Origin of the sequence: Arthrobacter sp. FW305-BF8, from assembly GCF_021789315.1 — a bacterium.
Classification (GTDB): Bacteria; Actinomycetota; Actinomycetes; order Actinomycetales; family Micrococcaceae; genus Arthrobacter.
The window spans coordinates 4,043,831-4,057,432 of the sequence record NZ_CP084561.1; the positions used below are offsets into that span (position 1 = coordinate 4,043,831).

A 13,602-nucleotide genomic window follows, 5' to 3' on the forward strand; every position below is an offset into this window, starting at 1 on the left:
TGACCCCACGCGCGGAAAACCCCGGGCAATCTCTGGTGGGAGACGGCCCAGGGATTTCCTTTCCGTGGTGGAGCTAGCTGCTGATGGCTGACGTCATCTCATCCACCGCTTTCTTACCGGCTTCATCTGCGGAAAGCCTGTTGAACAGCACCTCGGAGGTGTAACGTTTGATGATTTCCTGGATGGCACCCGCGCCCTTCGGCGGCGGGGCAGGAGCCTCACCGAGTTCGTTCTTGATCTGGTCGATGAACTTCACAACCTTGACGTCCGCAGGGGTCAGCTTGGCGGAGATCGCCGCGCGCACATCGGTGTTCGGGTAGACACCACGGTCGGCCAGGAGTGCCTCGCCGGCCTTGGCGTCGTTCGCCAGGAAGTTGATGAATTTGGCGACTTCCTCAGGGTGCTTGGTTCTGGAGGATGCCGACCAGAACTGCGAGGCCTTGTACCAGAGCTTGGCATCAGCAGCGGAGCCGGTCTTGGTGGGGAACCTCAGAACCTTCAGTTCCGAGCCTGCGGCCTTTTCCAGGGCGGGAAGCTGGTTGGACCACCAGAAGGCGAGTCCATTCTTGCCCGTTGCGAGGCCGCTCTGGTCCAGGGGTGCTGCTTCGGCCTCAACAACCTCCGACGCCGAGGGAACTGCCTTGCCCTCACTCATCTGTTTCAGGAAGGCCCACCAGGCGGCGATGTCCGCCGGCTCAAAGCCGAGCTTGCCGTCTTCGGTGTAGAGGGACTTTCCGTTCTGCCTCAGCCATACGCCCAGGGATGCCTCATCGGTCCCGTAGGCGGCCGCCCCGTAAGTGCCCTTCGGGGATTTAGCCGTCACCTCGGCGGAGATCCGTTCGAAGTCTTCCCAGGTCCAGGTCGCGTCGTCGGGCAATGCCACACCTGCTGCCTTGAACACGGCCGGGTTCGCAAGGATGGTGGCTGCATTGATGCCGGCGGGGATACCCGTCAGGCCGTCCTCGCTCTGCCCCGCCTTCAGCGTGGCCTCGTCGAGCTTGGATGTGTCGATGCCGTACTTCGAGAGGTCAAGCAGGGCTCCGCGGCTGGAGTACTCGGTGATGTACTTTTCGTCCATCTGGATGATGTCGGGAGCGTCGTTCGCAGCCACCTGCGTGGCCAGCTTGTCCCAGTAACCGCTCCAGTCGCCGTACTCCGGCTTGATCTTGATCTTCGGGTTTTCGGCTTCGAAGGCCTTGATGGCTTCCTGGGTGACCTGCGCCCTCTTGTCGCTGCCCCACCAGGAGAAACGGAGTTCAACCGTTCCGTCGGCGCTCTGGGCGGCAGATCCGCCGCCACAGGCGCTGAGCGCAAGGACGACGGCGGCTGCGGCAGCAACCACTCCCGCCTTCCGGAGCCGTCGCGGGGTCTTGGATACCTGGGGCCGGCGGGCCTCGGCATCAGGGCCAGGTTTGGGGAACAGTTGCACAGTTCACTCCGATCTTCGTTGATCTTGAAGGAGATGGAAAACGCTTTCCAGCTAATGGAATAAGTACTTATCTTGTATTACAAGCATTTGTGCCCGATTGCGCCGGGAGCCGGTGGCCCCGGTGTTCGTTCGCGGCCTACTTGATGCCGGTCGTGGCTATTCCCTTGATGAGGAACCTTTGCCCAAAGAGGAAAACCAGGAACACGGGCAGGAGCGAAACGATGGACATGGCGAAGAGTGAGCCCCAGCTTGTGGCGGACTGCGAATCCACGAACGCCCGGAGCGCAACGGGAACGGTGAACATGTCAGGGTCCGTCAGGTAGATGAGGGCACCAAAGAAGTCGTTCCAGGTCCAGATGAAGGTGAAGATGGTGGTGGTGGCCAGCGCGGGGACCATCAGCGGCAGAATTACGCGCAGGAAGATCCGCGGGTGGCCGGCGCCGTCGATCCTTGCGGCCTCATCAAGTTCCTTTGGGATGCCCCGGATGAACTGGACCATCAGGAACACGAAGAACGCGTCGGTGGCCAGGAGCTTCGGAACGATGAGCGGCCAGAAGGTGTTCACCCAGCCGATCTGCGAGAACAGGATGTACTGCGGGACAATCACCACGTGGAACGGCAGCATGATGGTGAGCAGCATAATGCCGAAGAAGATCTTCTGCCCCGTGAACTGGAGCCTGGCGAAGGCGTAAGCGGCCATGGAGCAGGAGATCAGGTTGCCGAGGATTGATCCCAGCACAACCACCGCGGAATTGAGCATGTAGTGGCCGAACGGGTGGGTCAGCGCCGACCATCCGTCCGTGTAGTTGCCCATCTCGAGGCTGTTCAGCCACAGACCGGGTTCGCGGAAGATGAGTTCGTTGGCGCGCAGCGAGGAAACAACCATCCACAGCAGCGGGTAGATCATGACTCCGCCGGTGACGATCAGGATCGCATGCTTGATCAGTGCCTTGGAACGTGCGCTGCGGCTAAAGGCAAGGCTGCCGCGTGGTTCGCGGCTCTTGCGTGGCCCTCGGGGGTTCGTTGGCTTGCCGGCCGGAGCTTTCTTACTCGGGGCGGGCAGCGTCTCCAGCTTAGTCGTCATAGAAAACCCAATACTTTGCAGCGATAAAGTTGATGGCGGTGAAGGCGCCGATGATGACCAGCAGGAACCAGGCCATGGCGGAGGCGTATCCCATATCGAACTGGCCGAAGCCCTTTTGGTAGAGGTAAAGCGTGAAGAACATTGTCGAATCCGAAGGGCCGCCGTTGCCGCCGGAGACGATGAACGCCTGCGTGAACGACTGGAATGATCCGATGATCTGCAGCACCAGGTTGAAGAAGATGATGGGGCTCAGGAGCGGCAGGGTGATGCGCCAGAACTGCTGGAGCTTGGTGGCTCCGTCCACCTCGGCGGCTTCGTAGTACATGTTGGGTATCTGGCGCAGGCCGGCCAGGAAGATGATCATCGGAGCGCCGAAAGTCCAGACGTGGAGCAGGATGATGGACCCCAGCGCCGTACTCGGGTCAGAAATCCACCCCGGACCCTCGATGCCGGCAAGGGCAAGTACCTGATTCACGAGGCCGGTGGTGCCGAAGATCTGCTTCCACAGGATCGCGATGGCCACCGAGCCGCCCAGCAGCGACGGCAAGTAGAAGACAGAACGGTAGAACGGGAGGCCACGAAGGCCTTTGTCCAGTACCAGCGCGATCAGCAGGGCAACCGCCAGCTGCAGCGGAACGCCGACGAGTACATACGTGAACGTCACCCCGAGCGAATTGTGCAGTCTCGCGTCGGTGAACATCCGCTGGAAGTTCTCCAGGCCCACCCACTCCGGGGCCTGAATCAGGTTGTAGTCGGTGAAAGAGAGGTACAGCGACATCACCATGGGACCGACGGTGATGGCCACCAGTCCCACCAGCCACGGAAGCAGGAAGATGTAGGCGGCCTTGTTGTCCCGCCCGCCGGCCTTCTTCTCTTCGGCAGTCTTCGGACCCTTGCGGCGCGAGAGGGACGTGAGTTCGGTAATGGCACTCACGGCGCGCACCTCGCTCGCTGCGGCTTAGGTATGTGTTGAGCGGCCATGCGGTCTCCTTTGGTCATCGTGGCCATTCCCGCGCGGGCGTTCCGTCCCAGATACTCAGGAACGCCTCTGCCGCGGATTAATGCTTCATTCGGCAGGAGTGCTTTGTGCCCTCCGTCACTCTCGTGAAGCCGTCGCTACAACGGTAAACGCTTTCCAAGGCGATGTATAGATTATTTCGTAAATTTAGGAAAACGCTTTCCACGTCCGGCCAAGCCATGGGAGGCCACCAGCAGGCAGGTGTCAGAAAACGCTTTCTCAGGTACGGTGTTACTGCCTGCGTTTCCCTCCCTGTCCAGCAGTACTTCCCACGCAAGGATCAACCCGCATGTCGCTACCTTCCGCTTACGCTCCCTCTCCCGCCCCCCACAGGGCACAGAACCCTGTCCCCCGGATCGCCCTCGTCGGCGTACACGGTTTCGGCGCGCGGCACCTGGCCAACCTGGCCCGGCTGGAGGCGTCCGGAGTGCTCGAATTCGTGGCAATAGCGGACCCCCGCCCTCCCGCAGACGGAGTCCTGGAAGACTCCGTAGCCGTCTTCGAGACTCTCGATCACCTCCTTCAGGCGGGGACCGCTCCGGATGTCGTCATCCTGGCTACCCCCATCCAGACACACGTTCCCCTCGCCATGGCTGCCCTGTCCGCTGGCGCGGACGTTTACGTGGAGAAGCCCCCCGCAGCGTCCCTGCAGCAGTTCCAGGAACTGCTGGCGGCCGCAGAGTCAGCAAGCCGGCTCGTGCAGGTTGGCTTCCAGAGCTTGGGATCCGACGCGTTGCCCGCGATCCGGCGGCTTATCGCGGACGGGGAGATCGGGGACGTGCTCGGACTGGGCGCCGCGGGAACCTGGCTACGGACTCGCGGCTACTTCAAGCGCTCGCGCTGGGCCGGCAAGCGGGCCATCAACGGAACCGATGTGGTTGACGGCGTCGCCACCAACGCGCTGGCACACGCCGTGGTGACGGGTCTCAGCATCGCCGCTGCCCGCACCCTTGATGATGTGGCCTGCGTGGACACCGATCTCTATCGCGCACACCCTACTGAAAGCGACGACACGTCGGTGATCCGGGTCCGCACCTCCGCGGGACAGGTCCTCACCTGCGCACTGACCCTTTGCGCCGCCCGGCAGACACCTCCTTCCATCACTGTTTTCGGCACGGCAGGCAAGGCAGAGCTCTTTTACACGGAGGATGAACTGGTGGTGAGCACTGACCACGGCGAACGCCGGGAACTATTCCCCCGCACGGATCTGCTGGAGAATCTGCTGGAGGTACGCGCCTCGGGCGGAGAGCTGCTCAGCCCGCTGTCCGGCTCGGGAGCCTTTATGGCTGTGCTCGAAGCAATCCGCACGGCACCCGCACCGCAACAGATTGACGACAGGTACATCAAGTGGGAAGGCAGCGGCGATGATTCCCACCCCGTCGTAGAGGGAATCGCTGAACTGATCCAACGCGCCACCCTCGCGCAGGCAACCTTCTCGGAACTGGGCGCACCGTGGGCCAGACCGCTGGAGCCAGCCGCCACTTGCACGGTCGGCGGACGCGAAGTAGCCAGTTATCAGGACGGCAGCCGCATCCGCCCCGCCTCATCCCCGCGGCCTTACCTGCATCCGGTTCGTACGCTGGCAGGCACCGTGGTGACTGACCACCAGCCCACCGATCACGTGTGGCACCTTGGCGTCGGAGTGGCAGTACAGGACGTCAACGGCATCAACTTCTGGGGCGGGCGGACGTGCACGCGCGACGCCGGCCGTTACGTCTGGCGCCCGGATCACGGCAGGATTGTGCGCACCTCAACGGGCAGTGACTCATCCGGCAGTGCGCTCTCTGAGGTACTGTCCTGGAACGGACCCGACGGCGCCCCGGTTCTGCGGGAGCAGCGCAACTGGACATGGGCCGCCGTCGACCTTCAGACCTGGCGCCTGACGCTGGACTTCACCCTGACGCCGGCGGGTGACGCTGCCGTCAGCCTGGGCAGTCCCGGTTCCAACGGGCGGCGGCTAGGCGGCTACGGCGGGTTCTTCTGGCGCCTGGCTTCCTGCGACGACGCCCGAGTTTGGTCCCCGGCGGGATCAGGGGAGGCCGTGGTGCATGGATCCGTGAGCCAGTGGCTCGCGTGGAGCGGAACCTTCGGCGGGAATCCGGCCACGCTGGTCTTCACATCCCCGGCGGATTGCGACGATCCGTGGTTCGTGCGGGTGGGAAGTTATCCGGGTGTCGGACAATCACTCGCCTGGGAGGAGCCGGCCCTCCTGCAGCCCGGAGAATCGGTCACCAGGAGTGTCACCGTGTTCGTGTCCGATGCGCGGCTCGGAACCGCTGACATTGACGCACTGGTGACGGGCATGGAGGGCAGCTCATGAACGCCGGGCAGGTTGGCCAAGCGCTGGCGGCACGGCCCGACTGGGAGTCGCCTGCAGGCAGCACCGCCCCCGGGACGCCGGCGGACCGTGCGATAAAGCGGCGGCGGGTGCTGGACATTCTCGAGGCCGCGGAACGCGACTCGCTCCTCCTCACCAGCAACACCGCCCTCACGTGGTACCTGGACGGCAGCCGGATGCACATCAGCCTGGCGGGCGACCCGATCGCGGCGCTCCTCGTGGACCGGACCGGCGACCGCCTCATCACCTTCAACAATGAGGCGGAACGGCTCGCCGCCGAAGAGCTGCCACCCGGCGTCGAACTTCACACGGTTCCCTGGCACGGACAGCTCGCGGACGCCGCCGGTGCACTGGCCGGACCCGGAGAGCCGCTGGCAGAGAATGCCGTGGCCGCGGAATTGCGGGCAGCCCGGCAGCCCATGCTGCCCGGCGAGAGTGCCCGCTACGCGCAGCTGTGCGCGGATGCCGCAGGCGCCATGACCGACGTCCTGTCCCGGGCAAGGCCGAACACTACCGAGTTCGAGGTCGCCTCCGCGCTTGCCGCGCAGATCGTCGCGGCGGGCGCGGAGCCCCTGGTCCTGCTCTGCAACGGCAGCTCGCGCAGCGCGTTCCGGCACCCGCTGGCCACCCACTCGCCCCTGGGCCGCCGCGCCATGGCCGTGGTCTGCGCCCGGCGGCACGGCCTGGTGGCCAACGTGACCAGGTGGGTGAGGTTCGACGCCGGCACCCCCGACGAGCTGGACGCCGAGAAACGCATCGCGGCGGTTGAGGCGGACATCTTCGCTGCCACGGTTCCGGGCGCCCGGCTCGGCGGCATCTTCGCCGAGATCCAGGCCGCCTACGCCCGGCACGGCTTCGGCACCGACCAGTGGATGCTGCACCACCAGGGCGGACCCGCCGGCTACTCAGGCCGCGATCCGCGCGCCACCGCCGCCACGGACGACGTTGTGGTGCCCAACCAGGCCTTCACCTGGAATCCGTCCGGCCCGGGCGTCAAGATCGAGGACACGGTCCAGCTGACGGCAGCGGGAACCCGCGTCCTGACGCTCGACCCGCGGTGGCCGGCGTCGGACATCAACGGACTCCCCCGCCCGCTGACGCTCCAGCTGTAGCCCGGGCCTACCCAAGTAGGTAGCAGCACAGGGCGTTCCCAGACCTGGGAACGCCCTGTGCTGCTACCTACTTGGGGTGCGCGTACCCACTTGGGCTGACCGCGGGACCTACGAGAGCCGGAACGCCGGGTCAGCCGGCAGGTCGAAGCTGCGGTCCCGCGGCTCGGGCAGGAGCGCCGCGGTGAAGCTGAACCCCAGTCCCGGGAGGCCCGTGCCGTAAAGGCGGCTGTTCCGGATCCGGACCGGCGACTGGCCGGCCAGAATGCCCAGCTGTTCGAAGGAGGCGTCCTCCACGTCCTCCACGCTTACGGACTCGGCGAGGGTCAGGGCCAGCTGGCCGGACAGCTCGGGCAGCAGGTGCGGTGCCACCCGGATGCTGTTGGCCCGGGCCAGCTCGACGATGCGCCGGAAGGGCGTAATACCGCCCACGCGGATGATGTTGGGCTGGATGATGTCGACGGCCTCGGCCTCGATGAAGTCCCGGAAGCGGTAGATGGTGTGGACGTTCTCGCCCAGGGCGATGGGCACCGGCGACTGCTTCCGCAGGCGGCGGTAGGCCGAGAGGTCGTCGGCGCGCAGTGGTTCCTCCAGCCAGTCCAGGCCGAACTGGCCCAGTACGTCCAGGGCACGGAGGGCGGCGGGCAGGTCCCAGCGCTGGTTCGCGTCGATCATGAGCCGGCGGTCCGGGCCAAGCACCGAGCGGACGGCTGCCACGCGTTCGGCGTCCTCGGCCAGGTCCGGTTTGCCCACCTTGATCTTCACGGCCTGGTGGCCGGCGGCCACCCACCGTTCGGTCTGCGCCACGAGTTCCTCAAGCGAGTAATGCAGGTTGACGCCCGAGCCGTAGACCTCCACCGATTCCTGCCGCTGGCCCAGCAGCCCGGCCACTGGCACACCCGCGGTGCTCGCCGCCAGATCCCAGAGGGCAAGGTCGACGCCGGCCATGGCAATGGTGGTGAGCCCGCCGCCGCCGGCCTCGTGCAGCCGTTTCCAAAGCGGGTCCCAGACAACCTCCGGGTTGGCGTCGAGCCCGGTGATGAACGGCGCGATGTCGTGGTCAAGGAGGGCCTTGACGGCCTGCGGCCCAATGGTGGGCGTCCAGGAAAAACCGTGCCCCGCACCGCCGTCGTCCGTAAAAAGGCTGGTGGCGATGATGTGGTTCTCCGGCGCATCAGCACCCCAGCTGCGCCGCAGCGGCACCGTGATCAGGCGCGTGTGGAGTCCCGTGATCTTGGCCGCCATCAGCGGCCGGCCAGTTCGTGGCCCTTGGCCAGGATTGCCTTGAGCTCCACGAGCTGGTCCTCGGTGGGGTCCACCAGCGGGGGCCGGACCGGTCCCACCGCCAGGCCGCTGAGGCGCAGCCCCGCCTTGATCAGGGAGACGCCAAAGCCCGGAGTCTGGTCCCGCAGGCGCACGAGGGGCGCGTAGAAGCCTTCGATCAGGGCCTCGCGGCGGGCCTCGTCGCCGCTGGCGTAGGCGTCGTAGTAGGCAGTGGCTATTTCCGGTGCCATGGCGAAGGCCGCCGAGGAGTACAGCGGGATGCCGAGTCCGCGGTAGGCGCCTTGCGTCAGTTCGGCGGTCAGCAGGCCGTTGAAGAGCAGGAAATCCTTCCGGCCGCTGGCCTTGACGGCGGAGACGATCTCCTGGGCCAGGCCGACGTCGCCGATCCCGTCCTTGAAGCCGATCACCTTGGGGTTGGCGGCCAGCTGTGCAATGGCCTTTGCCGTGAACTTTGCCGTGCCGCGGTGGTACACGATCACCGGGAGGCTGCTCGCGCCCGCCACCGCCTCAATGTAGGCCACCACGCCGTCGGTGGGACCGGACACCAGGTACGGCGGCAGAACCAGCAGCGCGTCCGCGCCCGCCTCCTCGGCCGCGCGGGCTGCGGCGAGCGCGTGGCCCAGGGGACCGCCGGCGCCGGCGATGACCGGCACCTGGCCGTTGACGGTTTCGACGGCGGCCGCCACCACGGTGCGCACCTCGTCAATGCTCAGGGCATGGAATTCGCCGGTGCCGCAGGCCGGGAACACCCCGCCAGGACGGTGCGCCAGGCGCGAGGCGATGTGTTCCTTCAGGACCGCAACGTCCACTGCGCCGTCGGCGCCGAAGGGGGTGACGGGAAAGAAAAGCACGCCGTCGAGGTTCATTTGGTCTCCTGTGGTCCGGGTGTGGCTGATCCTGGGCTGGCTGGTCCTGGGCTGGCTGGTCCTGCGGCGGCGCCGACCAAGGTTTCCCCGGTCCGGGTTTCCCCGGTCCGGGCGAGTTCAGTGCGCCACGTGCGCCGGGGCTCCCAGCCGAGCAGCCGCTTGGCTTTGGCGATGGAAAAGGCGGGACTGGTGCCGGTGAGTCCGGCGGCGTGGCCGGCACTGCCGGGCAGGAACCGGGGCAGAAGCGCGGCCAGCGGTTCGGTGGCCAGTGCGTCGGCGGCCCCGACGAAGAAGGTCTCGCCATTGGGGATGGACTCCATGTTCCGCAGGAGCACATCCAGGAAGTCGGCCACATCCCGGGCATCCACGTAGTTGAAGAGGGCCGGCGCGGACAGGGCGGGGTCGGTGAGGCGTTCGCGGACGGTGTGCCCTTGCTGGGTGGGGGCGCCCTCCCATTCCTCCGGCGAGATGACGTAGCAGGGACGGAAGGCCGCATAGCGGATGCGGTCCCCCTGGGCAGCTGCGAACATCTGCACGGTCTGTTCGGCAATCAGCTTCGACAGCGCGTAGGCGTTCCAGGGGCGGGGCCTCGTGGCCTCGTCCACCGGGAAGGTGTCCGGCAGCCAGCCGGCGGGCGAGCCGTAGCCCAGGACCGTGGGGCTGCTGGCCGTGATGATCTTCCCGATGCCGAGTTCGGTGGCCGCGCTGACCACCGTGAACGCGAGGCGCGTATTCGTGCTGAAAATGACCTCCTCGGGTGCACTGAAAGGCACGGCGATAGCAGCGAGGTGGATGACGGCGTCGGGCGCTGTGCGTTCCAGGAGGCGGAACGCCTCGCCGGGGACCAGCAGGTCCGCCGTTTCCTGTGCGACGCCGGCCGGGAATGTGCCGTCCGGGACAGCGTCCCGGTCCGCCGAGATGACCTCGTGGCCCGCTCCGGCGAGGCCAGCGACGACGCTGCGTCCCAGCCGCCCGGCGCCGCCGGTGACAAGAATTCTGCTCATGGTGTATTCCTGTTCCTGCTGCGTTCAGGCCCGGCCGCGGCGCAGTTCCACGCCCAGGCCAAGCTCACTGATGCGGACGGGAAGTTCGGATTCCAGCGAGGCGTTGCCTGCGATGCCGACAGATACCGAGCGCAAGCCGTCCAGGTAACCGGACGGGCGCCCCAGCGGATCCTCGCCCGGGCCGTTGAAAAGGTCGGAAAGCAGCAGGTTGTCGCCGCCGCCGTGGCCGCCCTCGCCTTTGACGATGGGCACTTCATAGGCGGGCTCCCAGTGGCGCTGGACCACGAGCCGTTCGCCGTTGCGGCGTACGGCGTCGTCCTCCTCAACGGGCGTGGCGGAGGGGTCCACCACCGTCTTCTTGTCGGTGCTGTGGACGACGGCGGCACGCTCCACCACCTCCAGCTCGGCCCTGCCTTCGGTTCCGTTAACGGCAACCCGGTAGCCCTCCCACGGGCTGTGGGCGTTCAGGGAGTAGTTGAGCGTTGCCCCGCCGTCGTAGTCCACCGTGAGCGCCAGGTTGTCCTCAATGGTGATGCCCTCGGTGAAGACGTCCTGGTCCCGGCGGTAGCCGTCGAACTTCTCGTTGTCGAAGTACAGCTCACGCAGCCGCTCGTCCTCGCGGAGGTCCAGTGCGAAGGGGTCCCTGCCCTGGGAGCCGTTCTCCAAGGTGCCATCATCTGTGGTGCCGCGCTCGGGCCGGGCGCCGAGGCCGCGCTCCGCGGCATTTTTGGCGCCATAGAACCGCAGGCCGCCGGAGGCGTAGACCCGCTCGGGAACGTCGTCGATCCACCAGTTGACCAGGTCGAAGTGGTGGGAGGCCTTGTGGATGAGCAGCCCGCCGGAGTTCTGCTTGTCGCGGTGCCAGCGGCGGAAGTAGTCGGCTCCGTGGACCGTGTCCAGGACCCAGCTGAAGTCTACGGACGTGACCTTGCCGATCACGCCGTCCCGGATGACCTGCTTCAGCGCGCTGTTCCGCGGCGAGTAGCGGTAGTTGAAGGTGACCACCACGTTGCGGCCGGTGGCTGCAACGGCTGAGGTGATGCGGCGGCAGCCCTCGGCGTCGATGGTCAGCGGCTTTTCGACGACTACATCGGCACCCGCCTCCAGCGCCTCGACGATGTAGTCCGCGTGGGTGTAGTCGGGGGTGGTGACGATGACGCGGTCGATCGCGTTTGCCCTGATGTATTCGGTCAGGTTGCCGGGGTCGAAGGAGTCGGCCGGCGCCTCGGCGCCGAGTTCCCGGATGAGCCGCTGGTAGTACTCCACGCGGCCCGGATTGGCGTCCGAGAGGGCCACCAGTTCGGCCACATCGGCGTGCTGGCCGAGGATGGCCCGGATGTACATTTCCGAGCGGCCGCCGGTGCCGATCAGGGCGATGCGGGACCGCGTCACCGGTGTTTCCGTTTCAGGCTGTGGCTGCCGGGCGGTGTCGACATTGACCATGGGTGGGCCCCTTTCCAAAGGCGGTAGGCGGGCGGCTTGACGCCCTGCCCACATGAAGGAAGAATCCTGAGAAAGCGTTTTCTCGAAACGTTATAAGCTTTGTATCAAGACTCCGGTGAGCGCGTCAACCATCCTTCGAAAGCCGGGCGTGCAGCAGCAGCGGACCGTGTTAGCGTTCCGTGGCAGCGGACTGACGGAGGAGGACAGGAAGGAAACATATGGGCAGGAGAACCGGCACCCGGCGTGTCGGCATCGCGGACGTCGCTCTCAAGGCCGGCGTCTCGCACGCCACCGTTTCCCGCGTGATGAACGGCAACTTCACCGTGGATCCCGCCATTGCCCAGCGCGTGCGGGATGCCGCGGCGGAACTGAACTACCAGCCGAATCCCGTGGGCCGCAGCCTTGCCCTGGGCAAGACCGACACCATCGGCATCGTGGTGCCCGACCTCGCCAACCCCACATTCCAGGCCATCCTGCGCGGGCTGAGCATGGCCGCGGCCCAGGACGGCTACCGCGTGCTCATCGCGGACTCCTCGGAAGTCTCCAGCGAGGAGGCGATTCTGGCCGGGGAAGCGCGGCGCCGCTGCGACGGGCTCGTGCTGTGTGCGCCGCGTATGGGCGACTCCGAACTCGAGGAATTAGCCCCCTCGCTTCACCCTTTGGTCCTGATCAACCGCAGCACCACGGAAACCCGCGTGCCAAGCCTTGAGGTGGACTACAGCCAGGGCGTCCAGGAGCTCGCGGATCACTTGGTGGACCTGGGGCACACCAGCATCGCCTTCCTGGCCGGCCCCGCCCGAAGCGCCTCCAACCGGGCACGCATGGCAGGGCTGGACAAGTTCCGGGCCGCACATCCCGGCGTCGAACTCCGGATGCTCGAGGGCGGCTCCAGCTTCGAAACCGGCCACGAAGCGGTGGACGAGGTGCTGGCCAGCGGGGCCACCGGAGTCCTCGCATTCAACGACCTCGTGGCCATGGGGCTCCTGAGCGGATTGCACGAGCGCGGCGTCCGCGTTCCTGGGGACATCTCCATCACGGGCTTCGACGACATCCCTTTTGCCCGGTACACCACCCCGCCGCTCACCACCGCCGCAGTGCCGATCACGGAGCTCGGCGAACACGCCTGGCACAGCCTGCGGGCCCTGATCCGCAACGCCGAGGCACCCGAAGAGGAGAGTACCTTCCAACCCCGCCTTGAAATCCGGGGAAGCACCGGCCCCGCGGCAAAGTAACCCCCGGGTCCGGAGTTTTTGTCCAGATAATGGCCGCTAAAGGCCCCCGAGGTCGTGACAAATGGTCAAAAACTCCTTGCCTCGGGCGCTTTAGGGGCGCCGGGGGGTTAGGACTTGGCCGGGACCAGGAGCACGTCGACGAGCTCCGTCAGGCCGCCGGCCATGTCCACCTTCTTGTCGTACAGCCACTGCAGCTGGAGGCCGTCGAAGGCTGCGATGACCAGCCGCGCGAGTGACTCCGCTGCGACGTCGGACCGGACCTCCCCCGCGTCCTGGCGCCGGACGATGTCGAGCGCCAGCTCCTCGACCAATTGGGAGTACCTGTCCTGGAAGTAGCCGTGCGAAGCGTGCCCGGGATCATTGGCCGTAGCCGATGCCACGGCGTAAAGCGTGGTCAGCCCGGGCTCTTTCTCGTTCCGTTCCGCGACCGAGGCCAGCATGGACAGTCCAAACTCGGCCAATCCCCCGATGTCCCTGCTGCGCCGGTCGCGCTCGGCAAGCACCGCCGTCAGCAGCTCCTGCTTGCCGCTGAAGTAGTGGAAGAGCGTTGCTTCCTTGACCCCCACAAGCTCGGCCACGCGCTTGAGGGCAGCGCCCTCGAAGCCTTCGCTGGCAAATACATCTGTGGCGGTCTGGATGATCTGCTCGCGGCGTTCGGCGCCTTTGGCGTACTGCCCGCGGGGCTTGGAGGGAGACATTTCGCCAGTTTATTTCACGGCTCCGGCCGCCGGCGGACAAGTCAAAATTTAGCAAAACCTAGTCACACTCGGTTTTCGGCGCTAGGCTTACTCTGCG

General features: G+C 66.2%; 11 protein-coding genes. 3 read left to right on the forward strand and 8 right to left on the reverse strand.

Annotation, left to right across the window (positions count from 1 at the left end; genetic code table 11):
• Nucleotides 1-73: 73 nt before the first annotated feature.
• The 3 genes from LFT45_RS18355 to LFT45_RS18365 form a co-directional block, all read right to left on the reverse strand.
• On the reverse strand, nucleotides 74-1,423 hold the full coding sequence (locus LFT45_RS18355; RefSeq protein ID WP_236809423.1) for an ABC transporter substrate-binding protein: 1,350 nt from the start codon (nucleotides 1,421-1,423) through the stop codon (nucleotides 74-76).
• Between the two features lie 142 nt (nucleotides 1,424-1,565).
• Nucleotides 1,566-2,513: a carbohydrate ABC transporter permease gene (locus LFT45_RS18360; RefSeq protein WP_236805022.1), complete on the reverse strand. Its 948-nt coding sequence runs from the start codon at nucleotides 2,511-2,513 to the stop codon at nucleotides 1,566-1,568.
• Nucleotides 2,503-3,447 (reverse strand): carbohydrate ABC transporter permease, encoded by a 945-nt coding sequence (locus LFT45_RS18365; RefSeq protein ID WP_236805023.1) that lies wholly within the window; start codon nucleotides 3,445-3,447, stop codon nucleotides 2,503-2,505. Before LFT45_RS18365 ends, LFT45_RS18360 begins: the two co-directional genes overlap by 11 nt.
• 373 nt (nucleotides 3,448-3,820) lie before the next feature.
• Here LFT45_RS18365 and LFT45_RS18370 point away from each other — a divergent pair, with 373 nt between their 5' ends.
• Both LFT45_RS18370 and LFT45_RS18375 read left to right on the forward strand, forming a co-directional pair.
• The gene (locus LFT45_RS18370; protein ID WP_236805024.1) at nucleotides 3,821-5,851 is read left to right on the forward strand and encodes a DUF6807 family protein; all 2,031 of its coding nucleotides are present in this window, start codon (nucleotides 3,821-3,823) and stop codon (nucleotides 5,849-5,851) included.
• On the forward strand, nucleotides 5,848-6,981 hold the full coding sequence (locus LFT45_RS18375) for a M24 family metallopeptidase (RefSeq protein WP_236805025.1): 1,134 nt from the start codon (nucleotides 5,848-5,850) through the stop codon (nucleotides 6,979-6,981). The genes LFT45_RS18370 and LFT45_RS18375 overlap by 4 nt, the downstream gene beginning before the upstream one ends.
• A 108-nt stretch (nucleotides 6,982-7,089) precedes the next feature.
• On the opposite strand, the gene LFT45_RS18380 is transcribed toward LFT45_RS18375, so the two are convergent.
• The 4 genes from LFT45_RS18380 to LFT45_RS18395 are packed head-to-tail and all read right to left on the reverse strand — an operon-like array spanning nucleotide 7,090 to nucleotide 11,575.
• Nucleotides 7,090-8,223: a mandelate racemase/muconate lactonizing enzyme family protein gene (locus LFT45_RS18380; protein WP_236805026.1), complete on the reverse strand. Its 1,134-nt coding sequence runs from the start codon at nucleotides 8,221-8,223 to the stop codon at nucleotides 7,090-7,092.
• Nucleotides 8,223-9,128, reverse strand: coding sequence for a 5-dehydro-4-deoxyglucarate dehydratase (locus LFT45_RS18385; RefSeq protein WP_236805027.1), 906 nt, complete (start codon nucleotides 9,126-9,128; stop codon nucleotides 8,223-8,225). The genes LFT45_RS18380 and LFT45_RS18385 overlap by 1 nt, the downstream gene beginning before the upstream one ends.
• Nucleotides 9,125-10,132 (reverse strand): NAD-dependent epimerase/dehydratase family protein, encoded by a 1,008-nt coding sequence (locus LFT45_RS18390; protein ID WP_236805028.1) that lies wholly within the window; start codon nucleotides 10,130-10,132, stop codon nucleotides 9,125-9,127. The genes LFT45_RS18385 and LFT45_RS18390 overlap by 4 nt, the downstream gene beginning before the upstream one ends.
• A 24-nt stretch (nucleotides 10,133-10,156) precedes the next feature.
• On the reverse strand, nucleotides 10,157-11,575 hold the full coding sequence (locus LFT45_RS18395) for a Gfo/Idh/MocA family protein (protein ID WP_236805029.1): 1,419 nt from the start codon (nucleotides 11,573-11,575) through the stop codon (nucleotides 10,157-10,159).
• A 218-nt stretch (nucleotides 11,576-11,793) separates the two neighbouring features.
• On the opposite strand from LFT45_RS18395, the gene LFT45_RS18400 reads away from it, so the two are divergent.
• Nucleotides 11,794-12,807 (forward strand): LacI family DNA-binding transcriptional regulator, encoded by a 1,014-nt coding sequence (locus LFT45_RS18400; RefSeq protein WP_236805030.1) that lies wholly within the window; start codon nucleotides 11,794-11,796, stop codon nucleotides 12,805-12,807.
• 107 nt (nucleotides 12,808-12,914) lie between these two features.
• Here the strand turns inward: LFT45_RS18400 and LFT45_RS18405 are convergent, their stop codons facing one another.
• The gene (locus LFT45_RS18405) at nucleotides 12,915-13,505 is read right to left on the reverse strand and encodes a TetR/AcrR family transcriptional regulator (protein WP_236805031.1); all 591 of its coding nucleotides are present in this window, start codon (nucleotides 13,503-13,505) and stop codon (nucleotides 12,915-12,917) included.
• Between the last annotated feature and the right edge of the window lie 97 nt (nucleotides 13,506-13,602).

Excerpts from the sequence above, each read along its gene's own strand:
- LFT45_RS18360 (WP_236805022.1), bottom strand. The coding sequence starts at position 2,513 with ATGACGACTAAGCTGGAGACGCTGCCCGCCCCGAGTAAGAAAGCTCCG.
- LFT45_RS18370 (WP_236805024.1), top strand. The coding sequence starts at position 3,821 with ATGTCGCTACCTTCCGCTTACGCTCCCTCTCCCGCCCCCCACAGGGCA.
- LFT45_RS18375 (WP_236805025.1), top strand. The coding sequence starts at position 5,848 with ATGAACGCCGGGCAGGTTGGCCAAGCGCTGGCGGCACGGCCCGACTGG.
- LFT45_RS18380 (WP_236805026.1), bottom strand. The coding sequence starts at position 8,223 with ATGGCGGCCAAGATCACGGGACTCCACACGCGCCTGATCACGGTGCCG.
- LFT45_RS18385 (WP_236805027.1), bottom strand. The coding sequence starts at position 9,128 with ATGAACCTCGACGGCGTGCTTTTCTTTCCCGTCACCCCCTTCGGCGCC.
- LFT45_RS18390 (WP_236805028.1), bottom strand. The coding sequence starts at position 10,132 with ATGAGCAGAATTCTTGTCACCGGCGGCGCCGGGCGGCTGGGACGCAGC.
- LFT45_RS18395 (WP_236805029.1), bottom strand. The coding sequence starts at position 11,575 with ATGGTCAATGTCGACACCGCCCGGCAGCCACAGCCTGAAACGGAAACA.
- LFT45_RS18400 (WP_236805030.1), top strand. The coding sequence starts at position 11,794 with ATGGGCAGGAGAACCGGCACCCGGCGTGTCGGCATCGCGGACGTCGCT.
- LFT45_RS18405 (WP_236805031.1), bottom strand. The coding sequence starts at position 13,505 with ATGTCTCCCTCCAAGCCCCGCGGGCAGTACGCCAAAGGCGCCGAACGC.